Source organism: Kitasatospora sp. NPDC059327 (genome assembly GCF_042752535.1).
GTDB lineage: Bacteria > Actinomycetota > Actinomycetes > Streptomycetales > Streptomycetaceae > Kitasatospora.
On sequence record NZ_JBHYYB010000001.1, the window covers coordinates 67,142 to 89,210 of the forward strand.

The following is a 22,069-nucleotide window of genomic DNA, read 5'->3' on the forward strand; positions in this document are numbered from 1 at the left end:
GCGGGCGACCGGGGCACCGGGTCGGTGGCCGACCCGCACACGACGCTGCACAGAAGGGAACGACAGGTGTCGGAGCCGGAGCAGAACACGCCGGGCCGGGAGAGGCCGGGCCGGGGAAGGCCGGAGCAGGAGCGGCCGGGGCAGGAGCGGCCGGGGCAGGAGCGGCCGAAGGACCGGCCGGAGCAGGACAAGGTCGTCGAGTACCTGCGGCGGGTCACCGCCGACCTCAAGCGGGCGCGCCAGCGGGTGCGCGAGCTGGAGGACCGCGCGCACGAGCCGATCGCGATCGTCGGCATGGCCTGCCGCTATCCCGGCGGGGTCCGCTCGCCGGAGGACCTCTGGCGGCTGGTCGACGGCGGGCGCGACGCGATGTCGGAGTTCCCCACCGACCGGGGCTGGCCGGCCGACCTCTACCACCCGGACCCGGACCACCCGGGCACCAGCTACGCACGGGCGGGCGGCTTCCTCTACGAGGCACCGGAGTTCGACGCCGGCTTCTTCGACATCTCGCCGCGCGAGGCGCTCGCCATGGACCCCCAGCAGCGTCAGTTGCTGGAGACCGCCTGGACGGTCGCCGAGGGCGCCGGGATCGACCCGCTGGCGCTGCGCGGCACCGACACCGGGGTGTTCGTCGGGGCCATGTACCAGAACTACGCGCTCCGGCAGGGAACGGTGCCCGAGGAGGTGGCGGGCTATCTGATCAGCGGCAGCGCGGACAGTGTCGTCTCCGGCCGGATCTCCTACGCCCTGGGACTGGTGGGGCCGGCGGTCACCGTCGACACGGCCTGCTCCTCCTCGCTGGTGGCGATCCACCTGGCCGCCCAGGCCCTGCGGGCCGGTGAGTGCGCGCTGGCCATGGCGGGCGGCGTGACGGTGATGTCCACGCCGACGCTGTTCCTGGAGTTCTCCCGCCAGCGCGGGCTGGCCGCCGACGGCCGCTGCAAGTCGTTCGCGGCGGCGGCCGACGGGACGGGCTGGTCCGAGGGGGTGGGCCTGGTCCTGCTGGAGCGGCTCTCCGACGCGCGGCGCAACGGTCACCGGGTGCTCGCGGTGCTGCGCGGCAGCGCGGTCAACCAGGACGGTGCCAGCAACGGGCTGACCGCGCCGAACGGGCCGTCCCAGCGCCGGGTGATCCAGCGGGCCCTGGCCAACGCGCGACTGACCCCGCAGGACGTGGACCTGTTGGAGGCGCACGGCACCGGTACCCGGCTGGGCGACCCGATCGAGGCGGAGGCGCTGCTGGACACCTACGGCCGGGACCGGCCGGACGGCCCGCCGCTGTACCTGGGGTCGGTGAAGTCGAACATCGGTCACACCCAGGCCGCCGCCGGGGTCGCCGGGGTGATCAAGGCGGTCATGGCGATGCGGCACGGGGTGCTGCCCCGGACGCTGCACGTGGACACGCCGTCGCCGCACGTGGACTGGGCATCCGGCGCGGTGTCGCTGCTGACCGAACCGGTGGCCTGGCCCCGGACGGGGCGGCCGCGCCGGGCGGCGGTGTCGGCGTTCGGGATCAGCGGCACCAACGCGCACGTGGTGCTGGAACAGGCCCCGGACGTCGAGGAGCCGGCGGACCCGGCGCCGGCCGGCCGGTCGGTGGCGGGCGGGACGCTGCCCTGGGTGGTGTCCGGGCGCGGTCCCGAGGCGCTGCGCACCCAGGCCGGCCGGCTCGCCGAGTTCCTGACGGCCGGCACCGGCGGCAGCTCCGGCACCGGGCCGGGTACCGGGAACGGCCCCGACCCGGTGGATGTCGCGTGGTCGCTGGCCACCACCCGCCCGGCCCTGGAGGACCGTGCCGTGGTGCTGGCCGACAGCTCGTCGGAGCTGCTCGCCGGCCTGCGGGCGGTCGCGTCCGGCGCGGCCCACCCCGCCGTCGTGCGGGCCGGGACCGGGGCCGGGACCGGGACAGGCCGCGGTGTGGCCTTCCTGTTCACCGGTCAGGGCGCCCAACGGGCCGGCATGGGGACCGGGGCGGCCGAGGCGTTCCCGGTGTTCGCGGCGGCGCTCGACGAGGTGTGCGCGGAGTTCGATCCGCTGCTGGGCATCCCGCTGCGGGAGGCGATGGCCACCGGGACCGCCGCGGACGGCCGGTCGCTGGACCGCACCGACCTGGCCCAGCCGGCGCTGTTCGCCCTCCAGGTCGCGCTGGTCCGGCTGGCGGGGTCGTGGGGCGTCCGGCCGGCGGCGGTGGCCGGGCACTCGATCGGTGAGCTGACGGCCGCGCACGTCGCGGGCGTCTGGTCGCTCCCCGACGCCTGCGCCGTGGTCGCGGCCCGCGGCCGGCTGATGCAGGCGCTGCCGGCCGGCGGCGCGATGCTCGCCGTGCAGGCCGGCCCGGAGCAGGTGCTGGGCTGGGTGGCCGCCCAGGAGATCCGTACCCCCGGGCAGGTGGCGGTCGCCGCGGTCAACGGCCCCGGCTCGGTGGTGGTGTCCGGCCGGGCGGACGCGGTCGAGGAGGTCGGCCGGGCGGCCCGGGCGGCCGGCTGCCGGGTCAAGGCGCTCACGGTGAGCCACGCCTTCCACTCGCCGCTGATGCGGCCGATGCTCGGCGCGTTCGCCGAGGTCCTGGCGGGGGTGTCCACCCGGTCGCCGGAGCTGCCCGGGGTCGCCGCGGTGACCGGTGGGTGGAGCGACGCGGCTTCCTGGGGCTCGGTCGCCTACTGGGTGGACCAGGTCTGCGCGCCGGTGCGCTTCGCGGACGTGACGGCCGTCCTGCTCGCGGACGGGTTCGACACCTGTCTGGAGGCCGGTCCGGACGGGGTGCTGTCCGCGATGGTCGCCGAGTCCGTCGCGGCCGGCCGGGCGGGCGAGGCGGCGCAGCTCGGGCAGGAGGGGCGGACCGACCGGGGCGACCGGCCGCGCGCCGCGCTGGCCGTGCCGCTGCTGCGGCGGGGCCGCTCGGAGCGCGCCGCCGCGCTGGCGGCCGCGGCCGCCCTGTTCACCGCCGGGGTCCCGGTCGACTGGGCCGGGGCCGTCCCGGCCGGTGTCGACGGCAGCCCCCGACGGGTGGACCTGCCGACGTACGCGTTCCGGTCCGACCGGTACTGGCTGTCCCAGGAGGACACCGGCGAGGTCGGGGCGGACCGGACCGGGCAGGAGGACCCGGAGTTCTGGCGGCTGGTGGAGCGGGGTGACCTCGACGGGCTCACGGCCGCCCTGGAGCTGCCCGGCGACGTACCGCTGAGCCGGGCGCTGCCCGCCCTGTCCTCCCGGCACCGCTCGCGGCGGGCCGTCGAGCAGGCGGCCGACTGGCTCTACCGCACGCGCTGGCAGCGGCTGCCCGAGGCCCGCCCGACCCCGGCCACGCCCGCCGCCCCGGGCGGCAGCTGGCTGGTCGTCGTCCCGGAGGGCGAGGACGGGCGACAGTGGGCGGACCAGGTGGTCGGGACCCTGCGCGGGCACGTCGAGCCGCTGGTCGTCCCGGTGGCCGGGCGGGCGGAGCTCGCCGACCGGATCCGCGCGGCGCTCGACGCGGGCCCCGCCGAGGACCCCGCCCCCGCCCCTGGCCCCGCCCCTGCCCCTGGCCCTGCCCCCGCCGTCGGCCGGGCCCCGGCCGGCGTGCTCTGCCTGGCCGGCGTCGACGAGCGGCCGGACCCGGACCACCCGGAGATCACCCGCGGCCTGGCCGGTGCCCTCGCGGTGTTCCAGAGCGTCGCGGACCTCGGCCTCACCGTCCCGCTGTGGACCGCGACCAGGGACGCCGTCCCGGCGACACCCGAGGACGGCCTCGCCGGCTACGCCCAGGCCCCGCTGTGGGGCCTCGGCCGCGTGGCGCGGCTGGAACAGCCACTGACCTGGGGTGGCCTGGTCGATCTGCCGGCCGCGCCGGACGAGCGGACCGGTGCCCGGCTGGCCGGACTGCTCACCGGGGCGGCGGGGGAGGACCAGGCGGCGATCCGCGGCGGCGCCGTGTTCGCCCCCCGGCTGCTCCGTTCCCGGCCCGGGCCGACACCGCCGCGCCGGTGGCCGACCGGCACCGTCCTGGTGACCGGTGGGACGGGCGCACTGGGCGCCGAGGTCGCCCGCCGGCTCGCCCGGGAGGGCGCCGGCCACCTGGTACTGACCGGCCGCCGGGGGCCCGACGCGCCGGGCGCCGGGGCACTGGCCGCCGAACTGGCCGCGCTGGGCGCCGAGGTGAGCATCGAGGCCTGCGACGTGGCGGACCGGGCGGCGCTCGCCGCGCTGCTGGCCGCGCTGCCGGCCCCGCTCACGGCCGTGGTGCACGCCGCCGGGGTGCTCGACGACGGTGTGCTGACCGCGCTGACCCCCGGACGGCTCGCCGAGGTGGCCCGCGCGAAGGCCACCGCCGCGCTGAACCTGCACGAACTGACCCTCGGGACCGAGCTGTCGGCGTTCGTCCTGTTCTCCTCCGTGGCCGGCACGCTGGGCAGCGCCGGACAGGGCAACTACGCGGCGGCCAACGCCTTCCTCGACGCGCTCGCCGAGCGTCGGGTGCGCCAGGGCCTGCCCGCCACCTCGATCGCGTGGGGGCCGTGGGCCGGGGCCGGGATGGCCGCGGGCGACGGCGCCCGGCGGAAACTGGCCCGGCTCGCGGTCGAGCCGATGGCCGCCGGGCCCGCTCTCGCGGCGCTGCGCGCGGCCGTGGGCGGCGGCGCCGCCACCGCCGTGGTCGCCGATGTCCGCTGGGCGCGCCTGGCCGCCGGCGGAACGCCGGTGCCGCCGCTGCTCGCCGAGCTGCCCGAGGCCCGACCGGAGCCGGGCCCGGGTGCCGCCACGGCCGCGCCCGGGAGCGCCGTGCCGGGGAGCGCCGCGTACGGGCTCGCCGCCCTGCCGCCGGCCCAGCGCGAACGCGCCCTGCGGGACTTGGTGGCGGCCACCACGGCGCAGGTGCTGGGCCACCGGGACGCGGTCGCGGTCGTCGCCGACAAGCCCTTCCGCGAACTCGGCCTCGACTCGCTCACGGCGGTCGAACTGCGCAACGCGCTGGGCACCGCCCTCGCTCTCACCCTGGCTCCCACCCTCGCGTTCGACCACCCGAGCCCGCAGGCACTCGCCGCCCACCTGGGCACCCTGCTGCGCGAGGACGCGGAGCCCCGCGAGGACACCGGGCCCCATCGGGCCCCCGCGCCCCGCAGGGCCCCGGCGGAGCGGAGCGGCCCGGAGACCGGGGACGGCACCGAGGCCGACACCGACCCCGTCGCGATCGTCTCGATGGACTGCCGTTTCCCCGGTGGTGTCGCCGGCCCGGAGGACTTCTGGGAGCTGCTGCGCACCGGTCGCGACGCGGTGTCCGCCTTCCCGGGCGACCGGGGCTGGGACCTGGCCGCCCTCTACCACCCGGACCCGGACCACCCCGGCACCAGCTACACCCGCCACGGCGCCTTCCTCGACCGCCCCGACCGCTTCGACGCGGCGTTCTTCGGGATCGGCGCGCGCGAGGCGGCGGCGATGGACCCGCAGCAGCGACTGCTGCTGGAGATCGCCTGGCAGGCGGTGGAACGCGCCGGCCTGGACCCGCTCGCCCTGCGGGAGAGCAGGACCGGGGTGTTCATCGGTACCAACGGGCAGGACTACCTGTCCTTCGTCCGGGAGATCCCGGAGGGCCTGGACGACTACCTGGGCACCGGCAACGCCGCCAGCGTGCTCTCCGGCCGGCTCGCCTACACCCTGGGCCTGCGCGGTCCGGCGATCACGGTGGACACCGCGTGCTCCTCCTCCCTGGTGGCGCTGCACCTCGCCGCCCGGTCGCTGCGTCAGGGCGAGTGCTCGCTGGCCCTGGTCGGCGGGGCCACGGTGATGGCGGGACCGGGGGTGTTCGTCGACTTCAGCCGCCGGCGCGGGCTGGCCGAGGACGGTCGCTGCAAGGCGTTCGCCGCGGGCGCCGACGGCACCGGCTGGGGCGAGGGCGCCGGCGTCCTGGTGCTGGAGCGGCTCTCCGACGCGCGCCGCCACGGTCACCCGGTCCTCGCGGTGCTGCGCGGCAGCGCGGTGAACCAGGACGGTGCCAGCAACGGTCTGACGGCGCCGAACGGGCCCGCCCAGCAGCGGGTGATCGGCGAGGCCCTGGCCGACGCGGGCCTGCGGCCGGCCGAGGTCGACGCGGTCGAGGCGCACGGCACCGGTACCCGGCTGGGCGACCCGATCGAGGCGCAGGCCCTGCTGGCCGCCTACGGGCAGGACCGACCGGCCGACCGGCCGCTGTACCTGGGGTCGGTCAAGTCGAACATCGGCCACACCCAGGCCGCCGCCGGTATCGCCGGGCTGATCAAGATGGTGCTGGCGATGCGGCACGGGGTGCTGCCCCGAACGCTGCACGTGGACGCGCCGTCGCCGCACGTGGACTGGGCCTCGGGCGCGGTGTCGCTGCTGACCGAACCGGTGGCGTGGCCGGAGAGCGGGCGGCCGCGCCGGGCCGGGGTGTCCTCCTTCGGTGTCAGCGGGACCAACGCGCACGCGATCATCGAGCAGGCCCCCGAGCCCGTCCCCGCGCCCGTTCCCGAGCCCGTTCCCGTCCCCGCGCCCGACCCCGCCGCCGTTCCGCCGTTGCCGGAGGCTTCACCGGTGCCGCTCGCGCTGCCGGTGTCCGCCCGGGGAGCGGACGCGCTGCGCGCCCAGGCCCGTGCCCTGCGCGCCCACCTCGGCGCACACCCCGAGCAGACGCCCGCCGACCTCGCTCGGTCCCTGGCCACCGGCCGGGCCGCGCTGACCCACCGGGCGGTCGTCCTCGCCGCGGACCGGGCCGGGGTCGACACGGGCCTCGCCGCCCTCGCGGCCGGCCGGCCGGCGCCGGAGGTGATCACCGGACGGGTGGCCGCCGACGGCGCGGTCGCCTTCCTCTTCACCGGTCAGGGCAGTCAGCGCCCGGGCATGGGGCGGGAGTTGTACGAGTCGTTCGCCGCCTTCCGGGAGGCCTTCGACGCGGTCTGCGACGGGCTGGAACCGCGGCTCGGCCACTCCGTCCGGGACGTGCTGCACGCCGTCCCCGGCTCGGCCGAGGCCGTCCGGCTCGACCGGACCGGTCACGCCCAGGCGGCGCTGTTCGCCCTGGAGGTCGCGCTGTTCCGGCTGATGGAGAGCCGGGGCCTGGCGCCGGACGTGGTGGCCGGGCACTCGATCGGTGAGCTCGCCGCCGCCCACGTGGCCGGTGTGTTCGACCTCGCCGACGCCACCGCCCTGGTCGCGGCCCGTGCCCGGTTGATGGAGGCACTTCCGCCGGGCGGCGCGATGACGGCCGTCGAGGCCGGGCCGGAGGAGGTGGCGGACCTCGTCGCGGAGCGGGCCGACCGGCTCTCCGTCGCGGCGGTCAACGGCCCGGCCGCCACCGTGCTCTCCGGCGACGAGGACGCCGTGCACGAGGCCGCCGCCGCGCTGGCCGCCCGGGGCCGCCGGACCAAGCGGCTCCGGGTCAGCCACGCCTTCCACTCCCCGCACATGGCGGGCATGCTGGCGGCGTTCCGCGCCGAGGCCGAGCGGATCGGCTACCACCCGCCGAGGATCCCGCTGGTCTCCAATCTGACGGGTGCCCTGGCCGATCCGGCCGAGGTGGCCGACGCGGACTACTGGGTGCGGCACGTCCGGGAGCCGGTGCGGTTCGCCGACGGCATCCGGACGCTGGAACGGCGCGGGGTGCGCACCTTCGTCGAACTCGGGCCGGACGCGGTCCTGGCCGCGATGACCCAGGACTGCCTCACCGACCCCGGGGCCGCCGCGGCCGTCCCGCTGCTGCGCGCCGACCGGCCGGACGGCGCCGCGCTGATGGCCGCGCTGGCCCGACTCCAGGTGCGCGGACTGCCGGTGGACCTGACCGCCCCGGACAGCGGCGGCCACCGGGTCGATCTGCCGGTGTACCAGTTCCAGGGCCGCAGCCATTGGCTGTCCGGGACACGGTCCGTCGCCGGCCCGTCCACGGCCGCCACCGCCGGCGGGCCGGACGCCCTCGCGGGGCAGATCACGTCCGCGGGGCAGAACGCCTTCGCCACGCAGGACGCGGACGGGAAGCCGGACGAGGGCGAGACCGGGAGCGAGGCGCTGCGCCGGCGGCTCCGCGAGGCGCCCCCCGCGTCCCGCACGGCGCTGCTGACCGAGGTGGTGCTGGGCCAGGTCGCCGCCGTGCTCGGCCGCCCGGACGAGCCCGCCGGGCCGGCGGACAGCTTCACCGAGCTCGGGCTCAACTCGCTGGGCGCGGCCGAGCTGCGTACCCGGTTGCACGAGGCGACCGGCGTCCGGCTCGCCCCGTCGGCGGTCGTCGGGAGCCCGACCGGCGCGGCACTGGCCGCCCTGCTGGTCGAGCGGATCGTCGACGCGCCTCCGGTCGGGGCCTCCGCCCCGCCCTCCGCCCCGCCCTCCGCCCCGCCCTCCGCACCGGGCGCGGCGACGGCCGGTGCGGCCGAGCTGCCGGCGACCCCGCTGGTGACGCTGTTCCGGCAGGCCAGCCTGGCCGGCCGGGCCGGTGACGGGCTGCGGCTGCTCGCCGCCGCCGCCCGGCTGCGGGACGTGCCGGAGGCGGCGGTGCCCGCACCCCGTCGGGCCCGTTTCGCCGCCGGCCCGGCCGGGCCACCGCTGGTCTGCTTCCCCTCGCTGGTGGCACCCGCGCACGCCTACCAGTACGCCCGGTTCGCCACCGCGTTCCGGGGGCGCCGTGACCTGACGGTGCTCGCGCCGGCCGGCTACGCGGCGGGCGAGGCGCTGCCCCGCACCCTGGCGGAGTTCGTCGACCGGCAGACGGCCGCCGTCCGTGCCGAGCACGGTGACCGCCCCGCCGTCCTGGTCGGCTACTCCTCGGGCGGCTGGGTCGCGCACGCCGTCGCCGAGGCGCTGGCGCGCGGCGGGGCGGACCCGGCCGCCGTGGTCCTGCTCGACAGTCACCTGCCGGGCAGCCCGGGGCTCACCGCGCTGGAGTCGACGCTGTTCACCGCCCTGGCGGACCGCGCCGAGCTGGTGGAGGCGACCACGGACGCGGGACTGGGCGCGATGGGCCGTCACTTCGACCTGTTCCGCGACTGGCGGCCCGGCCCGGTGGCGAGCCCGACCCTGCTCGTCCGGGCGACCGAGCCCCTCCCCGGCACCCCGGCCGGCCCCGCGGTCCCCGCGGCGTCCTGGCCCACCCGGCACACGACGGTCGACGTGCCGGCGGATCACCTGACCATCATCGGAGACTCCGGACCCTCGACCGGCCACGCGGTCGAGTCGTGGCTGTCCGGAGCGGTACCGGAGGTAGCAGCACCGCGATGACCACCGAATCCAGCGCGGCCGACACCGTGTTCGGCCCGACCTTCACGCAGAACCCCTACCCCTCCTACGACATCCTGCGCACCGAGGCGCCGGTCGGCCGGCACGTGGTGAAGACGCTCGCCTCCGAGGTCAACGCCTGGGTGGTGACCCGGCACGAGGACGTCCGGACGCTGCTGGCCGACCAGTCGCTGTCCAAGGACGCGCTCGGCCTGCCCCGGATCATCGAGCGGCACGCGCTGCACCCCGACGGCTCGGCCGGCAGCAACCCGCGCAGCATGCTGTTCAGCGACCCGCCGGACCACACCCGGCTGCGCCGGCTCGTCTCCAAGGCGTTCACCATGCGCCGCGTCGAGCGACTGCGGCCCTGGATCGAGCAGTTGGCCGACGACGTGGTCGACGGGATCGTGCCGGGCGCGGAGTTCGACCTGGTCGAGCAGGTCGCGCTGGCCTTCCCGATCTATGTGATCGGTGCCCTGCTCGGCGTGCCGGTGGCCGACTTCGACGACCTCCGCCGCTGGAACGGCGTGCTCACCAGCGTCCGGTCCACCGCCGCGGAGAAGCGGGAGGCGATCGGACTGGCCTACGGGCACCTGGCGGCGGTCGTCGAGGCCAAGCGCGAGGAGCCCGCCGACGACCTGGTGAGCGCGCTCATCGAGGCCGAGGACGACGGCAACCGGTTGGACGGCGGTGAACTGCTCTCCAGCCTGTTCCTGCTGATGAACGCCGGCTACGAGACCACCGCGAACATGATCAGCAGCGGCGTGCTCGCCCTGCTCCAGCACCCCGACCAGCTGGACCGGTTGCGGGCCGACCCCGTCCGGCTGCCGGGCGCGGTCGAGGAGTTCCTGCGCTACGAGAGCCCGTTGAACCTCGCCACCATCCGGTGGACGACCCGGCCGGTCCAGGTGGGCGAGGTGACCATCCCGGCGGACGAGATCGTCTTCGTGTCGCTCTGCGCCGCCAACCGGGACCCCGCCGTCTTCGACGACCCCCACCGGCTGGACGTGGGGCGCGGCAGGAACCCGCACCTGTCCTTCGGCCACGGCATCCACCACTGCATCGGCGCCCCGCTGGCCCGGCTGGAGGGCGAGGCCCTGTTCGACCGGCTGCTGCGCCGCTTCCCCCGCTGGGAGCTCGCCGTGCCGGCCGAGCGGCTGGTCTGGCGGCACAGCCTCCAGTTCCGCGGCCTGGAGAGCCTGCCGGTCCGGATGTCCTGACCGAACCGGCGAGACCGACCCACCGAGACCGACCCACCGAACCGACCCACCGAGACCGACCCACCGAACCGACCGGGAGAGATGAGATCACGATGACCGACAACACAGGGGCCGGCGCAGCCGTCGGCGAGGGCAAGGTGGCGGCCTTCTTCGACGCCTGCGCCCGGGACGCCTTCGACGAGGCGGTCGCCTGCTTCGCCGAGGGCGGGGTCTGGAGCGTCGCCGAGGGCCCGGAACCCGGTGCCACCTACCGGCGCGACGAGATCCGGGCGTACCTCGTGGACCTGGTCAGGAAGCGCGAGGAGTTCGGCGACCAGGGGATCGCGCTGGTCTTCGAGCCCGCCGTGGTGGCGGGTGACCGGCAGATCATCGAGTTCACCCTGCGCGACGCCACCGGCCGCGTACTGGACCGGGGCGTGGACCTCTTCACGCTGCGGGACGGCCTGATCCTCGTCAAGGACGTCTTCCGCAAGGCCTGACCCCGTGGCGTGAGCGCCGCGACCCGGCACTCGCGACCCGGTACCCGCGTCCCGGTACCCGCGACCCGCGATGACCGCAGGGCCGCCCGGTACCCCGACCGAAACCCCCTACCGAAGGAACGATGGACATGTTCGAGCACCTCAGTGAGCACCTGGTCACCTTCGCCAACGACATCGAGTTCGAGGACCCGAAGGTCGGCCAGAGCGGCACCTACACGGCGGAGTTGCGCGATCCGTCCGGTGCCGCGATCGGGACGGTCGACGGCTTCTACAAGATCGTCACCCGCCGTGAGGCCGACGACGAGCTGATGACCTGCATCACCGAGAAGATCGCGCTTGCCGACGGCGACGTGCACGTCGAGGCCTGGGCCCGGTTCAGCAACCTGGTGTCGGGCGAGTGGCTGTACTGCCCGGCGGTCGGCGTGAGCGGCCGCTACGCCGGCCGGACCGGGGTCCGGCAGTGGCGCCCGGTCGACCCCGGCAAGGTCGCCGAGGCCAAGCTGGTGTTCTTCTCGACCCTGCTCTCCTGACCGCGCATGGACGCGACTCGGGATCCGGCCGGCGCCGTGGACCCCGCGGGCTCCACGGGTTCGGCCGGACCGGCGGACTTCGGGGACTTCGCGGACTTCGCGGACTTCGCGGGCAAGGTCGTACTGATCACCGGTGGGGGCGGCGGAATCGGTTCCGCCGCCGCCCGGCGGTTGACCGCCCGGGGCGGGCAGGTGGTGCTGGCGGACATCGACCGGGCGCGCGGCGAAGCGGTGGCCCGGGAGACCGGTGCCCTGTTCGTACCGGTCGACACGTCCGACCTGGCCGACAACGAGCGGCTGGTGCGGGCCGCCGTCGACCGGTTCGGCGGACTGGATGTCGTCTGGCTCAACTCCGGTGTTCTCGCAGGGAGTTCGATCGGTGACGGGTTCGACGGCGCGGCCTACCGGCGGCTGCTGGCGGTCAACATCGACTCGGTGGTCTACGGGGTGCAGGCCTCACTGCCGGCGCTGCGGGCCCGTGGCGGTGGGTCGATCGTGGTCACCGCCAGCACCACCGGCCTGCGCCCTTCGCCGGACGTGTTCTACGCGGCCTCCAAGCACGCTGTGGTGGGGCTGGTCCGGTCGCTGGCGCAGACCCTCGCCGCGGACGGCGTCACCGTCAACGTGCTCTGCCCGGGCGCGGTCGAGACACCGCTGATCGCCGGGCGTCTCGCCGCCTGGCGGGCCGCCGGGGTGGCGGTGGCCGCGCCGGACCTGGTGGTGGACGCGATGGCCGTGGCCGTGCGGGACGGGCGGACCGGTCAGGCGTGGGTCGTGGCGGCGGACACCGGTATCACCCGCTTCGAGTTCGCCGATCTGGTCGTCGCCGGGGAACACCGGTTGCGCTTCGCCGGCGGCCGGGTGACCAGTACCACCACCGCGCCGGACGGCAACGCACCCACCGCGCCGGACGGCAACGTGCCCACCCCGGCCGGCCCGGCCGGGTGACCCCGCGCCGGGCCGGGGGAACCGACCCCGGCCCGGCCCCATCAGCGATCACGAGGAGCACCGCATGCTGTCCGTCAAGGCCGCCGTCGCCCGAGGCAAGGGCGGCCCGTTCACCGTCGAGGACGTCCTGCTGGAGCCGCCCCGGGCCGACGAGGTGCTGGTCCGGCTGGTCGCCACCGGCCTGTGCCACACCGACCTGCTGGCCCTGGACCAGATCCTCCCGCCGGGCCTGCCCGCCGTCCTCGGGCACGAGGGCAGCGGCGTGGTGGTGGCCGTCGGCGCGGGGGTGACCTCGGTCGCCCCGGGCGACCCGGTCGTGCTGGCCCCGATGAGCTGCGGCTCCTGCCGTCCCTGCCTCACCGGCCACCCGATGCACTGCGTCGCCTTCCTGCCGCTCAACCTGCGCGGCCGACGGGCGGACGGCTCGACCGCCTACCGGGACGCGGACGGCGCCGAGGTCAACGGGCACTTCTTCGGCCAGTCCTCCTTCGCGGACCACGTCGTCGCCCACTGGCGCAGCGTCGTGAAGGTCCGTGCGGACGCGCCGCTGGAGCTGCTCGGTCCGCTCGGCTGCGGGCTGCAGACCGGCGCGGGCGCGGTGCTCGGCGTGTTCGCGGCCCCGCCCGGCAGCAGCCTCGTGGTGTTCGGCGCTGGCCCGGTGGGGCTGGCGGCCGTGATGGCGGCCAGGATCGCCGGCTGCTCGCGGATCGTCGCCGTCGACCTCCACCGCGCCCGGCTGGACCTCGCGCTCGAACTCGGGGCCACCGACGTGTTCGACGGCGCCCAGGACGACGTGGCGGCCGCCGTGGTCCGGCTCAGCGGGGGCGGCGTCGACTTCGCGCTGGACGCGGTGGGCCTGCCGCGGACCGGTCGGGCCGCCGTCGAGTCGCTCGCGGTCGGCGGTACGGCCGGCATCGTCGGGTCGGCCGGCACCGGCCAGGACCTCTCGGTCGGGCTGGTCCAACTGCTGGGCCGCACCGTGAAGGGCATCCTCCAGGGCGACAGCGTCCCGCAGCTGCTGATCCCGCGGCTGCTGGACTTCTTCCTGGCGGGCCGGTTCCCGCTGGACCGGCTGGTCCGGCCGTACCCGCTGGCCGACATCAACCGCGCGGTCGCCGACGCGGTCGCCGGAACGGCCGTCAAACCGGTGCTGATGCACGACACGACGCCGTCCTGAGACCCCCGCCGGTGCGCGGCGCGGCACCTCGGCCCCACCGGGGCCCCGGGGCCCGCCCGTACCGGCGGGTCAGCCGGCGTCCGGCCGGTGGGTCCGGGCGAAGGCCCGCGCGTCCCAGTCGCCGCCCAGCTCCGGTGCCAGCGAGGCGGCGGCCAGCGCGCCGAAGTCCGCGGCGGTGCCCGCGCGCTCCGGCAGGGCGCCGAGCAGCGGGGCACCCGCCGACCGCGGCAGGTCGGCGAGGTTGCAGCACTCGGCGAGGCCGGGCCGCGCCGGCCAGGAGCCGATGACCACCCCGGCCAGCGGCAGCCCGCGCGCCCGGAGCGCCTCGGCCGTGAGCGCGACGATGTTGAGCGTGCCCAGGCCGGCCGAGGCCACCAGCAGGAACTCCGCCGGCAGTCCGGCCCCGAGCACCGCCCGCGCCTGGTCGGCCAGCGTCCGGCCCTCGTCGTCGTAGCGCACCAGCAGCCCGCCGGCGCCCTCGACCAGGACCAGGTCGTGCGTCCCGGCCAGCTCGGCGACCTCGGCCGCCACCTCGGCGGGCGTGAGCGCGGGCAGCCCGGCGCGCCGGGCCGCGGTGTTCGGCGCCAGTGGGTCCGGGTACCGGGCCAGCTCCCGGGTGGTGAGCGCGCCCGCCAGCCGTCGGACGTCGTCGACGTCACCCGGTTCGCCGGGGGCCAGGCCGGTCTGGCCCGGCTTCAGCACGGCGACCCGCGCGCCGCCCCGCAGCGCCGCCGAGGCGAGCGCCGCCGTGGCGACGGTCTTGCCGACCTCGGTGTTGGTGCCCGTGACGAACAGGATCCGCGCGCTCATCCGGCCACCGCCGCCGCCGTCACGGCCGCGGCGATCCGCGCCACGTCGTCGTCCCCGGTCACGAACGGCGGCATCGTGTAGATGAGGTCCCGGAACGGCCGCAGCCAGACCCCCTCCCGGGCGGCGGCCCCGGTGGCCGCCGCGACGTCCACCGGGTGGTCGAGCTGCACCACGCCGATGGCGCCCAGCACCCGCACGTCCCGGACCCCGGGCAGCCCGGCGGCGTCCGCCAGGCCGTCCCGCAGCCCGGTCTCGATCCGCTTCACCTCGACCTGCCAGTCCTGGCCGAGCAGCAGGTCGATCGACGCGTTGGCGACCGCCGAGGCCAGCGGGTTGCCCATGAACGTGGGCCCGTGCGCCAGCACCGGCATCTCGCCCCGGCTGATGCCGTCCGCGATCTCGGCGGTGCAGAGCGTGGCCGCCATGGTCAGGTAGCCGCCGGTCAGCGCCTTGCCCAGGCACATCACGTCCGGCGAGACGTCCGCGTGGTCGGCCGCGAACAGCGCGCCGCTGCGCCCGAAGCCGGTGGCGATCTCGTCGAAGACGAGCAGGACCCCGTGCCGGTCGCAGAGTTCGCGCAGCATCCGCAGGTAGGCGGGGGAGTGGAACCGCATGCCGCCCGCGCCCTGCACCACCGGCTCGACGATCACCGCGGCCAGTTCACCCGCGTGGCGCTCCATCAGCGCGTCGAACTCCGCCGCGTAGCCGGCGTCCAACGGGGCGTCGAACCCGGCCGGCGGCTCCGGCGCGAAGAGCTGGCCGGGCAGCACGCCGCCCCACAGGTGGTGCATGCCGCCCTGCGGGTCGCAGACCGACATCGGGTGGAAGGTGTCCCCGTGGTAGCCGCCGCGCCAGGTGAGCAGCCGCTTCTTGGCGGGCTGCCCGACGGACTGCCAGTACTGCAGGCACATCTTCATCGCGACCTCGACCGCCACCGAGCCGGAGTCGGCGAGGAAGACGTGCCGCAGCGGCTCCGGCGTGATGTCCACCAGCCGGGCGGCCAGCCGTACGGCGGGCTCGTGGGTGAGCCCGCCGAACATCACATGGCTCATCCGGCCCAGCTGGTCGCGCACCGCCTCGTCCAGCACCGGGTGCCCGTAGCCGTGGATCGCCGCCCACCAGGACGACATCCCGTCGACCAGCTCGCGCCGGCCCGCGACGGGCTCGGCGAGCCGCAGCCGCACCCCGGACGCCGATTCGACGACGTAGGGGGTGGCGGTGCCGGGCATCGGACCGTACGGGTGCCAGACGTGCGCCCGGTCCAGGGCGAGGAGGGTGTCGGTGGACAGCTGAGCCATGGTGAGTCTTTCGCTGGGGACGGTCAGGCGTTGGGAGCCAGTTCGGTACCGGCACCGCGCCGGCGGACCCGGACGAGGTCGCTGCGCAACCCGTCCTCGCTCCCCCCGGTCCCGGCGTCGGCCCCGGTCTCCTCGACGGCCGGGGCACCGTGCCCGCCGCACGGCCCGCAGCCGCCGCCCGTCCCGCAGGCGCCACCCTCGGCGGCGGCGGCGACGTCGGCCCGGTGCCGGGGCAGGGTGGCCTCGCCGGCCCCCTCCACCTCGAAGCCCGCGTCCTTGATCATGTCGAGGTCGGCCTGGCCGGCCTGGCCCTCGCTGGTCAGGTAGTCGCCCAGGAAGATCGAGTTGGCGAGGTGCAGGCCCAGCGGCTGCAGCGAGCGCAGGTGGACCTCGCGCCCGCCGGCGATCCGTACCTCGACGTCGGGGCAGACGAAGCGGACCATCGCCAGGATCCGCAGGCAGCGCTGCGGGGTGAGGTTCCACTCCTTGGCGAGCGGGGTGCCCTCGAAGGGGATGAGGAAGTTGACCGGCACCGAGTCCGAACCCAGCTCGCGCAGCGCGAAGACCACGTCCACCAGGTCCCCGTCGCTCTCGCCCATGCCCGCGATCAGGCCGGAGCAGGCGGACAGGCCCGCGCCGTGCGCCTTCTGCACGGTGTCCACCCGGTCCGCGTAGGTGTGGGTGGTGGTGATGTCGCCGTAGGTGCCCTCGGAGGTGTTCAGGTTGTGGTTGTACGCGTCGGCGCCGGCCGCCTTCAGCCGCTCGGCCTGGTTGTCGGAGAGCAGGCCGAGGCAGGCGCAGATCTCGACGGCCGGGTCGGCGTCCTTGATGGCCGAGATGGTGTCGGCCACCCGGTCGATGTCACGGTCCGTCGGGCCGCGCCCGCTCGCCACCAGGCACACCCGCTTGGCGCCGCCGGCGACGCCCGCCTTCGCCGCCTCGGCGGCCTGGTCCGGCTTCAGCCAGGTGTACTTGAGGATCTCGGCCTTGGAGCCCAGCCGCTGCGAACAGTACGAGCAGTCCTCCGGGCAGAGCCCGCTCTTCAGGTTCACCAGGTAGTTGAGCTTGACCCGGCGGCCGAACCACTGCCGGCGCACCCGCCCGGCGGCCGCGACCACGTCCAGCAGCTCGTCGTCGGTGGTGGCGAGGACGGCCAGCGCCTCCTCGCGGGTGGGGATTTCCCCGCGCAGGCCCTTGGCGGTGAGGGTATCGAGCAGATCCATGAGGCTGATCCTGCCTGCTGGCCGTCCGGCGACGCCAGAGGAAACCCACCAGAAGATCCCCGGGAGGATGTGCGAGTTGTCACAGTGTCACAGCTCACGGTAGTGGTGCAGGTCACGTCCCCGGTGGCGGGGATTACCGATCGGTAGCCGGTGGGGTCGTCCACGGCCCGCCCCCGTGATCTCCACCACCCGCGCACTGCTTAGAATCTGCGCCATGACCACGCAGGGGGAGCGGACCCCGTCATCGGGTGACCAGGAACAGCACGAAGCCACCCGGACGGCCGGGGCCTACCGGCGGCCGGCCGGCCGGATCGGCGCCCGCCGGGTCGTGGGCTGGATCGTGGTGGTCGGTGTGGTGGCCGCCGGCGGCTGGATCATCACCCGCCCGACGCCCGGCGACTGGATACCCGGCCTCGGTCCGACCAGCAAGGACGCCGCCAGCACCCCGCCCGTGGTCGGCAGCCCGCCGCCGCGCGCCGCGACCGACCCCGAGGGCCTCAACGTCGACACCCTCTTCCCCGCCCAGCGGGTGGTCGAGGTCGGCGGGTACAAGGGCAGGCGCTCCGGCGTCCGGCAGGGCGAGAACTGCTCCGAGACCCTCCAGGACCGCACCCAGGACCTCCTGCGCGACAGCGGCTGCCAGGCCTATCTCGCCGTCAGCTTCGCCGGCCAGGAGAAGCCGGTGCTCAGCAGCGTCACCCTGCTGCGCTTCGCCGACCAGGCCGCCGCCGACCGGGCCGCCGAGGCGCTGCGGGCCAAGCCGGGCGCGATCGCCTTCATCCTCCAGGACGCGTCCACCGCCCCCGCCCAGCCCGCCGGCACCGCCAAGCCCGGCTCGGAGCCCCGCGTCGCGGCGGTCGGCCACTACGTGACGGTCACCAGCTCACGGCCCGTCGAGTCGCACGGCCCCGCGCCCGCCGGCCCGGCCACCCCCACCACCCCGGTCGGCGTGCCGTCCACCCCGCCGCCCGGCGGTGAGCAGGCGCTCGACGAGGCCACCCGGGCGATCTCCTACTCCGCCGGCGCGCCCTTCGCCTGGATGTGACGCGGCGGCGGGGCCCACCGCCCGGGGGCCCCGCCGCCGCGTCACCGGTTCGGCCGGCGGACCGCTCAGCCGTCCAGCCGGTCCACCGCGGTGACCCGCAGGACCGCCCGGCCCTCCTCGTCGGAGCCGTACAGGTCGACCTCGGCGCTGATGCCCCAGTCGTGGTCGCCCGCCGGGTCGTCGAAGATCTGCCGGACCTTCCAGGAGGAGTCCTCCTCCTCGATCAGCAGCATCTTCGGTCCGCGCGCGTCCGGGCCCGTCCCCAGGTCGTCGTACTCGTCCCAGTACCCGTCCATCGCGTCCGCCCAGCGGTCCGCGTTCCAGCCGTACTCGCCGTCCAGCTCGCCGAGGGCGCCGTAGTGCTCCAGCGCGGCCAGCTCCACCCGGCGGAACAGCTCGTTGCGCACCAGTACCCGGAACGCCCGCGCGTTCGCCGTCACCGGCGCCGGCTTGTCGTCCAGGGTGACCTCCGGGGCCTGCGGGTCGGCCGGGTTGGCCAGCTGCTCCCACTCGTCCAGCAGGCTGGAGTCGACCTGGCGGACCAGCTCGCCGAGCCAGGCGATGACGTCCTTGAGGTCGTCGGTCTTCAGATCGTCGGGGACGGTCTGCTCCAGCGCCTTGAACGCGCCGGCCAGGTAGCGCAGCACGATGCCCTCGGTGCGCGCCAGGTCGTAGTGGCCGACGTAGTCCGAGAAGGTCATCGCCCGCTCGTACAGGTCGCGGACCACGGACTTCGGCCGCAGCTCGTGGTCGCCGATCCACGGGTGCGCCCGGCGGTACACCTCGTAGGCGTGGGTGAGCAGCTCCTCCAGCGGCTTCGGGTACGTGATCTCCTGGAGCCGCTCCATCCGCTCCTCGTACTCGATGCCGTCGCGCTTCATCTCGCCGATGGCCTCGCCGCGCGCCTTGTTCTGCTGCGAGGCGAGGATCTGGCGGGGGTCGTCGAGGGTCGCCTCGACCACCGACACGACGTCCATCGCGTAGGAGGGGGAGGTCGGGTCGAGCAGCTCGAAGGCGGCCAGCGCGAAGGTGGAGAGCGGCTGGTTGAGCGCGAAGTTCTCCTGGAGGTCGAGGGTGAGCCGCACGATCCGGCCCTCCGCGTCCGGCTCCGGCAGCCGCTCCACGATGCCGCCCTCCAGCAGCGAGCGGTAGATGGCGATCGCGGTGCGGATGTGCCGGCGCTGCGCGCCGCGCTCCTCGTGGTTGTCGGTGAGCAGCTTGCGCATCGCCTCGAAGGCGTTGCCCGGCCGGCCGATCACCGACAGCAGCATCGCGTGGCTCACCTTGAAGCGGGAGACCAACTGCTCCGGATCGGCGGCGATCAGGCGCTCGAAGGTCTCCTCGGACCAGCCGACGAAGCCCTCCGGGGCCTTCTTGCGGACGATCTTGCGCTTCTTCTTCGGGTCGTCGCCCGCCTTGGCGACGGCCTTGTCGTTCTCGATCACGTGCTCGGGCGCCTGCGCGACGACCTGGCCGACGGTGTCGAACCCGGCCCGCCCGGCCCGGCCGGCGATCTGGTGGAACTCCCGGGCCCGCAGCACCCGCACCCGGACGCCGTCGTACTTGGACAGCGCGGTGAACAGCACCGTGCGGATCGGCACGTTGACGCCCACGCCGAGCGTGTCGGTGCCGCAGATCACCTTCAACAGCCCTGCCTGGGCGAGGCGTTCGACCAGTCGGCGGTACTTGGGCAGCATGCCCGCGTGGTGCACGCCGATCCCGTGCCGGACGAACCGGGACAGGTTGCGGCCGAACTTGGTGGTGAAGCGGAAGTTGCCGATCAGGTCGGCGATGGCGTCCTTCTCCGCCTTGGAGCACATGTTGATGCTCATCAGCGACTGGGCCCGCTCCACCGCCTCCTTCTGGGTGAAGTGCACCACGTAGACCGGGGCCTGACCGGTCTTCAGCAACTCCTCCAGGGTGTCGTGCATGGTGGTGCGGCGGTACTCGTAGAAGAGCGGGACGGGCCGGGTCGCCGAGCGGACCACGGTGGTCGGCCGGCCGGTGCGGCGGGTCAGGTCCTCCTCGAAGCGGCGGACGTCGCCGAGCGTCGCGGACATCAGCAGGAACTGCACCTGCGGGAGTTCGAGGATCGGGATCTGCCAGGCCCAGCCGCGGTCCGGCTCCGCGTAGAAGTGGAACTCGTCCATCACGACCTGGCCGACGTCGGCCCGGGCGCCGTCCCGCAGCGCGATCTGCGCCAGTACCTCGGCGGTGCAGCAGATGATCGGCGCGGTCGGGTTCACGCTCGCGTCGCCGGTCATCATGCCGACCTGCTCGGTGCCGAACATCTTGCACAGGTCGAAGAACTTCTCCGAGACCAGCGCCTTGATCGGCGCGGTGTAGAAGGTCCGCTTGCCCTCCGCCAGCGCCGCGAAGTGCGCGCCCGCCGCGACCAGGCTCTTGCCGGAGCCGGTCGGCGTCGCCAGGATCACGTTGTTCCCCGACACCAGCTCGATCAGCGCCTCCTCCTGCGCCGGGTACAGCGTGATCCCGCGCTCCTCCGCCCAGGCGGCGAACGTCTCGTACAGCGCGTCGGGGGTGGCGGGCTTCGGCATCAGATCAAGGAGGGTCACCCGGCTATCTTGCCTGCTCGCGTCCACCCCGGGCAAAGCCCGGGGCCGCTCACCGGGCCGGAACGGCGGGCGGGGAGGTCACCGGACCGAGGCCTGCGCAGTGTTCCCCGGCGATCGCCGTCCGCGCGGTGCGCCAGGCAACGGTCACGTGCGGTGACCTCAGGGCGTCCGAACCGGCGCCCGCGGCGGCGGTGCCGGTCACCACCACCCGGCGGTAGTGGTCCCCGGCCCCGCCCGGGTAGTCGCACCGGTACAGCAGCTCGACACTCGCGTCCGGGTGGATCCAGCCGGTGATGCCGGCGCCCGCGTCGAGCGGCCGCGGTGGCCGGTCCGGCCGGTCGGCCGGGCCGAGCCGGGCCGCCTCGAAGGCGGCCCCGTCGGGCCGTTCGACCCCGACAGCGAGCAGCTTTCTGCCGTACCAGGTGTTCCAGTGGACGACGCACCACGGAACCTTCGCCCCGCCGACCGGATCGCCCTCCTCCAGGACCACCGTCCGGCCGTTGTCCCCGGCGGCGGGCGCCAGGTCCGCCCGGCCGGCCAGCGACCAGCAGGCCGACTCCGGCAGCTCGACCGAGTTCCACGGCTGCCACGCCCAGAGGCTCGTCGCGACCACGGCCGCCAGTGGCAGCCCCACCACCACCAGCCGTCGCCGCCGCCGCTCCCGGCGCGCCTCGACCTCCGCGATGGCGGCCCGGGCGACACCTACGACGGGTGGGGAAGCGGCCGCCCCGGCCGGGGAACTGTCGGGGTCCGGGGCGCCGACGCCCGGCCCGGGCCTCGGCGGGTGGGAGCGCTCAGCCACTCGACGGTCCTCCCGTGAGGGCGGGCACGGTCGGGGCGGTGGCGGGCAGCTGGACCGCGTCGGCGCACGCGTACTCGGTCGCGGCGGCCTGGGCGACCTTGAGCGCGATGTTCCCGTAGGCCTGGCCGGCGCGGTCGGCGTCGGCGCCCGGCAAGTGGTCACCGGCGACATCGACCCGGAAGTAGGGCGGGGCCTTCTCGGTCGGCTGCTTGGGCACGATCTCGAAGTCGCAGCGGACGTAGAGCCGCACCTTCGGGTTCCCGCCGCTCTTCGGCGCGACTCCCCAGGCCACCGTCCCGGCGCCGAAGTCCAGCGGTACGACCCGGTCGTACCGCGCGTCGGCGGCCCGGTCCGCCTCGGGCCCCGCGGTGGCCGGCCGGACGTCGGCGTTGAGCATCCAGTACTTCCCCCAGCGGACGACGCACTCACGGCGGCGCTCGGGCGGGCTCTCCGGGGCCAGCGGGGTGGCGATCCGGACCGTGGGCACCGGCTCCAGGGCCTTGCCGTCCGGCCCGGCCAGTGGCCGGAGGTCCTCCCGCCCGAGTGCGTTCCAGCACGCGGTGGTGGGCAGCTCCACCGACCGCCAGGGCTGCCAGGCCCGGAGACCGACCGCCGCGGCGGCGGCCAGGACCGCGGCGACCGCCCCGTGCCAGGGCCGGATCGGCTGCCGTCGCCGGGCGGGGCCCCCCCGCGACCGCGGGGGGAGATTCGCGAAGTCGACCAAGGGGAAGCTCTCCGGGAGGGGGGGGGGGGGGGTGGTTGGGGGGGGGCT

13 protein-coding genes are annotated in these 22,069 nt (G+C 75.6%); 7 read left to right on the forward strand and 6 right to left on the reverse strand.

Features of this window, described 5'->3' with window-relative positions; genetic code table 11:
* Positions 1-66 precede the first annotated feature (66 nt).
* The 6 genes from ACFXHB_RS00140 (at position 67) to ACFXHB_RS00165 (ending at position 13,543) form a co-directional block, all read left to right on the forward strand.
* Entirely contained in the window at positions 67-9,192 is a 9,126-nt protein-coding gene (locus tag ACFXHB_RS00140) for a type I polyketide synthase (protein ID WP_380570970.1), read from the forward strand.
* Positions 9,189-10,409: a cytochrome P450 gene (locus ACFXHB_RS00145; RefSeq protein WP_380570971.1), complete on the forward strand. Its 1,221-nt coding sequence runs from the start codon at positions 9,189-9,191 to the stop codon at positions 10,407-10,409. The genes ACFXHB_RS00140 and ACFXHB_RS00145 overlap by 4 nt, the downstream gene beginning before the upstream one ends.
* Before the next feature lie 92 nt (positions 10,410-10,501).
* Positions 10,502-10,888 (forward strand): nuclear transport factor 2 family protein, encoded by a 387-nt coding sequence (locus tag ACFXHB_RS00150; protein WP_380570972.1) that lies wholly within the window; start codon positions 10,502-10,504, stop codon positions 10,886-10,888.
* A 128-nt stretch (positions 10,889-11,016) separates the two neighbouring features.
* Positions 11,017-11,418 (forward strand): hypothetical protein, encoded by a 402-nt coding sequence (locus ACFXHB_RS00155; protein ID WP_380570973.1) that lies wholly within the window; start codon positions 11,017-11,019, stop codon positions 11,416-11,418.
* Between the two features lie 6 nt (positions 11,419-11,424).
* The gene (locus tag ACFXHB_RS00160) at positions 11,425-12,366 is read left to right on the forward strand and encodes an SDR family NAD(P)-dependent oxidoreductase (protein ID WP_380570974.1); all 942 of its coding nucleotides are present in this window, start codon (positions 11,425-11,427) and stop codon (positions 12,364-12,366) included.
* A 64-nt stretch (positions 12,367-12,430) separates the two neighbouring features.
* The gene (locus ACFXHB_RS00165; RefSeq protein ID WP_380570975.1) at positions 12,431-13,543 is read left to right on the forward strand and encodes an NAD(P)-dependent alcohol dehydrogenase; all 1,113 of its coding nucleotides are present in this window, start codon (positions 12,431-12,433) and stop codon (positions 13,541-13,543) included.
* 69 nt (positions 13,544-13,612) lie between these two features.
* Here ACFXHB_RS00165 and bioD read toward each other — a convergent pair whose 3' ends face one another.
* From bioD to bioB, 3 genes are read right to left on the reverse strand one after another with little or no spacing between them, the layout of a single operon-like run.
* Positions 13,613-14,353, reverse strand: coding sequence for a dethiobiotin synthase (bioD, locus tag ACFXHB_RS00170; protein ID WP_380570977.1), 741 nt, complete (start codon positions 14,351-14,353; stop codon positions 13,613-13,615).
* Positions 14,350-15,651 (reverse strand): adenosylmethionine--8-amino-7-oxononanoate transaminase, encoded by a 1,302-nt coding sequence (locus tag ACFXHB_RS00175; RefSeq protein ID WP_380570978.1) that lies wholly within the window; start codon positions 15,649-15,651, stop codon positions 14,350-14,352. The genes bioD and ACFXHB_RS00175 overlap by 4 nt, the downstream gene beginning before the upstream one ends.
* Positions 15,652-15,674: 23 nt before the next feature.
* Positions 15,675-16,874: a biotin synthase BioB gene (bioB, locus tag ACFXHB_RS00180; RefSeq protein ID WP_380570980.1), complete on the reverse strand. Its 1,200-nt coding sequence runs from the start codon at positions 16,872-16,874 to the stop codon at positions 15,675-15,677.
* Positions 16,875-17,088: 214 nt separating this feature from the next.
* Here bioB and ACFXHB_RS00185 point away from each other — a divergent pair, with 214 nt between their 5' ends.
* Entirely contained in the window at positions 17,089-17,919 is an 831-nt protein-coding gene (locus ACFXHB_RS00185; protein WP_380570982.1) for a hypothetical protein, read from the forward strand.
* Positions 17,920-17,984: 65 nt separating this feature from the next.
* On the opposite strand, the gene ACFXHB_RS00190 is transcribed toward ACFXHB_RS00185, so the two are convergent.
* The 3 genes from ACFXHB_RS00190 to ACFXHB_RS00200 form a co-directional block, all read right to left on the reverse strand.
* Complete coding sequence (locus tag ACFXHB_RS00190; protein WP_380571184.1) at positions 17,985-20,477, reverse strand: DEAD/DEAH box helicase; 2,493 nt, start codon at positions 20,475-20,477, stop codon at positions 17,985-17,987.
* Between the two features lie 67 nt (positions 20,478-20,544).
* On the reverse strand, positions 20,545-21,297 hold the full coding sequence (locus ACFXHB_RS00195) for a hypothetical protein (RefSeq protein WP_380570984.1): 753 nt from the start codon (positions 21,295-21,297) through the stop codon (positions 20,545-20,547).
* Entirely contained in the window at positions 21,290-22,021 is a 732-nt protein-coding gene (locus tag ACFXHB_RS00200) for a hypothetical protein (protein ID WP_380570985.1), read from the reverse strand. Before ACFXHB_RS00200 ends, ACFXHB_RS00195 begins: the two co-directional genes overlap by 8 nt.
* Positions 22,022-22,069 lie beyond the last annotated feature (48 nt).